Here is a 2,424-nt window from a genome sequence, read left to right as displayed (position 1 = left end):
AATAAAAAAGACTTCCTTTTTAAAAGGCGTCTTTTTATAGTTGAAAATTTACTAATAAATAAAACGAATTATTTAATAAATGAATCCCAATTGGAACGAGTAAATTCTTCGTTTTCTTATATGTGTATGCTAAACATATACCCATACCAAAAATATATAAAATACTACCTACTGTAAGGGGATGGCCAAAAGTAAATATGAAAGCACTTATAACGGCACTAGTAAGTGCAGAAAAGCGCTGGGATAATTTCGTAAAAAACATCCCCCGAAATAAAAGTTCTTCCCAAATCGGTGCAAAAATGGTGAGCACAACTACATATAAAATGATTTCACTTTTAGTAGGCTTTATTACTATACTAGACTCGTCCACACCAATCCCATGTGGTAAAACTAAATTTAATATTGCAAGATATATAAGAATTACAATCGCTGTCATTACTATCGTTACATAGTGTTTAAAATTATTGAATTGTAATGATTTTATTAAATGTAAGCAGCAATTTCTTGCCGGTGCATACATTACGATAATCATACAAAACGTGAAAGGTGGAATAAGATGATCTACATACCATGGATATAAGGAAGAATCATATAAAAGGTTCAAAAAACCAATTCCATGCATGACCCCAAAAATAATTAATAGAATGCTAATTACTTGGCGCATACTCATTTGTTCATTCTTTTTTTCATATGTAGCTAATTCTATATTCATCCTATCCCCTCCAGTATAATTAAACCTTTTAAACCATTATATACCAAATTCAACATAAAAAAAGACAATACCCCCCACTGTATTGTCCATTTTCGTCCCTACCATTTCTCTCTACACGTCTCAATTAAATGCAGTAAGTACCTCTTCGTCATATCTGCTCTTCTCCACCTTGAGAGCATTCTCTTTTCTTTTGGATTGTGCCGTATTCTCGCTACTTCTTTTAATAAGAGCTCCCATTCTTCCGCTGAACGTTCTGACAAGTATTGCAATCCTCTATCTTTTGAAACGATTGTTTTATAATCTAGTGTATATAAAATGCGTCCCATCGTAACGACAGCTGATTCTACCCACTCTTCTATAAAAAATAAATATGGCTTCTTCGCCTTTTCACTCCAGTACTGTTCTACGTTGTATTTCATCGTATTTACTACATCATTCCATTGTATTTGCAGCGGAAGATCTTCTGCTTCTTTTCCTGTAACTGTAATGCCTTGATTTTTCAACGTCCACCATGTGACCGCATTAATGTCCCAATGACCAACATTAGCTTTACCATCTGCACAATACACGTACTCGTTCATTTCATCATTGTATTTCCCTAAGTCAGCAAGCGGAATATACATACCGTCCATTCTTTTACCTAGCGTATTGTCACTAAGTTTCTTATGTAGTTCCACAAGCTGCTGTTTTTCAGCTTCATTCACGGAATCATTTATCACTGTAACAAAATCAACATCGCTCGTTTCCTTATGAAATGCACCTAGTGCGATGGATCCGTAAATATATACCCCGACTATTTTTTCATCCAAAAAAATTTCTTTTAATTCTACTGTGTACCGCTCCATTAACTGTTGTACTTCCGTTGGTAACGCATGCTTCACTCCATTTTTCATATCTATCCCTCCAATAAAAAAGCCTTTGCAAATTCGCAAAGACTTCTTGTTTTATAAATATTTCTCGATTTCTTCATAAACATCCTTCAAACGAGGATTTCCTTCTCCAACAATTTCTCCATTTACAAGAACGACCGGATAAAATAAATCTTCTTCCACTACGCGCTCAGCGAATGCTTTTTTATCCGCATCTTCTTGTTCTTCTTGGAAATCAATATACTCGAAATTAAATTTATTTTCTTGTCCTTCATATTTACGACCAATTGCCGCTTGTAACCATTCAAACGTTTCTGTTGAAGATGGCATTCCGACGCAGCTCGCACAAATTACTTTCGTCCCATACACTTGAACATTAACCATTTCTTCTCCCCCACTTCTTGTCCCAACAGTATATTCAGATGTCTTATTACATAAGCACATCATTTTACAAACTTATTCCATACCCCTATACTGAAAAAACACGATACAATATTTCGACAATAAAACAAGAAGAGAAAAAATAGATTTTCCCCTCTATCTTGATTATAATAAAACTGATGAAAGGAGTCGATAAAAATGGAAAACCCACATATGCAAGAACAAGTATTAGAAGTATTAGATAAATTACGTCCATTCTTACTTCGCGATGGCGGAGACGTTGAATTAGTAGACATTGAAGAAGGTATCGTAAAACTACGCCTTATGGGTGCATGCGGAAGCTGCCCAAGTTCTACAATCACACTAAAAGCTGGTATCGAGCGCGCGTTACTTGAAGAAGTACCAGGCGTTATCGAAGTAGAACAAGTATTTTAATTAAAAGCGGAAGCGGCTCGTTCAGAA

4 protein-coding genes are annotated in these 2,424 nt (G+C 35.1%); 1 reads left to right on the top strand and 3 read right to left on the bottom strand.

The features are described from left to right. Positions 1–34: 34 nt before the first annotated feature. The 3 genes from MR107_RS29700 to MR107_RS29690 form a co-directional block, all read right to left on the bottom strand. A complete protein-coding gene (locus MR107_RS29700; RefSeq protein WP_075720432.1) occupies positions 35–712 on the bottom strand; it encodes a CPBP family intramembrane glutamic endopeptidase in 678 nt (225 codons plus the stop codon). 98 nt (positions 713–810) lie between these two features. Then, positions 811–1,605 (bottom strand): nucleotidyltransferase domain-containing protein, encoded by a 795-nt coding sequence (locus MR107_RS29695; protein ID WP_000788486.1) that lies wholly within the window; start codon positions 1,603–1,605, stop codon positions 811–813. A gap of 51 nt (positions 1,606–1,656) precedes the next feature. Next, a complete protein-coding gene (locus MR107_RS29690) occupies positions 1,657–1,965 on the bottom strand; it encodes a YuzD family protein (protein WP_000248588.1) in 309 nt (102 codons plus the stop codon). A gap of 195 nt (positions 1,966–2,160) precedes the next feature. On the opposite strand from MR107_RS29690, the gene MR107_RS29685 reads away from it, so the two are divergent. Beyond that, positions 2,161–2,397 carry a NifU family protein gene (locus MR107_RS29685; RefSeq protein ID WP_000431159.1) on the top strand — a complete coding sequence of 79 codons (237 nt, stop codon included), beginning with the start codon at positions 2,161–2,163 and terminating at the stop codon, positions 2,395–2,397. Positions 2,398–2,424: the final 27 nt, after the last annotated feature.

The sequence above is a fragment of the Bacillus cereus group sp. BfR-BA-01441 genome (assembly GCF_022663075.1).
In the GTDB taxonomy this organism is placed as follows: Bacteria; Bacillota; Bacilli; order Bacillales; family Bacillaceae_G; genus Bacillus_A; species Bacillus_A cereus.
This window is presented reverse-complemented; position numbering and strand designations above follow the sequence as displayed.

Bases quoted from the DNA above. Each gene is read 5' to 3' on its own strand.
- MR107_RS29690 (WP_000248588.1), bottom strand. From the start codon at position 1,965: ATGGTTAATGTTCAAGTGTATGGGACGAAAGTAATTTGTGCGAGCTGC.
- MR107_RS29695 (WP_000788486.1), bottom strand. From the start codon at position 1,605: ATGAAAAATGGAGTGAAGCATGCGTTACCAACGGAAGTACAACAGTTA.
- MR107_RS29685 (WP_000431159.1), top strand. From the start codon at position 2,161: ATGGAAAACCCACATATGCAAGAACAAGTATTAGAAGTATTAGATAAA.
- MR107_RS29700 (WP_075720432.1), bottom strand. From the start codon at position 712: ATGAATATAGAATTAGCTACATATGAAAAAAAGAATGAACAAATGAGT.